This is a genomic window from Rahnella sp. P4_A8 (genome assembly GCF_056402435.1).
The window spans coordinates 1-887 of sequence record NZ_JBFUHK010000295.1; the positions used below are offsets into that span (position 1 = coordinate 1).

1 pseudogene is annotated in these 887 nt (G+C 46.1%); it reads left to right on the top strand.

Annotated features, from left to right (window positions below):
* A pseudogene (locus tag AC1DUO_RS25540) lies at positions 1–432 on the top strand (purine nucleoside transporter PunC); the annotation flags it as partial.
* Positions 433–887 lie beyond the last annotated feature (455 nt).

An 887-nucleotide genomic window follows, 5' to 3' on the forward strand; every position in this document is an offset into this window, starting at 1 on the left:
GTGATCAGCAAGCTGGACGGTAATAAAATTCTGCCATGGTTACTGGCGGGTTACGGCGTCAGTATGGTGACTTTGTTCTGTGTTGCCATGTTCACGGATGCCGGGCTGATTAGCCTGCTGATCCCTTTCTGTCTGATGGCTTTGGTGAATGGTGCAACCTACCCAATTGTTGTCGCAAATGCATTAATGCCGTTTCCTGCTAATACAGGCAAGGCGGCAGCATTGCAAAATACGCTGCAGCTCGGGCTGTGCTTCCTTGCCAGCTTGCTGGTTTCCGCATTTATTGTGCATCCGCTCATGGCGACAGTCACGATCATGCTGTCTACACTATTGTTGGTAGTTTTGGGCCGCTGGCTCTCTTTGCAGCATGAAAGCCCGCAAGACAATGGACAGGAATCAGAGCAGGAAGCTCAGACAAGGCATGCTAATTAATAGTGATAATACCCTGATGTAACAGTCACTTAACGGGCATTTTCATTCATCACGATTAACTATTGAGAATGCCTGCCAGCGAGCCTATACTCAACAAAACCAAATAAAATAGCACTTTTACAAAACTTTTATCACATACTTAAGCCAGACGCGCGGACAGTGTCACACTTATTTTTTTGTACTTTTTCAAGGATGATTTTCCTGCACGTCTTACGGCGCGCAGGCGTTCTTCTTAATTTCCTCTGTTGGTGTCGAATATCGGGCGAGGCGCTAGTCGTCTGTTCTCATAAAGACCTGCAAAAATAGCCTTTGCTTTTCCCGGCAGGTTAATAAGTCAGAAGAGAAAGTGATGGAGAAGCTATGAGTTCATCGTGTATAGAAGATCAAAGCATTCAGGACAATCAGTGGTACCGGATCGCCAGTGAAATGCTGGCGATGGCAGATATTCAGGTAAA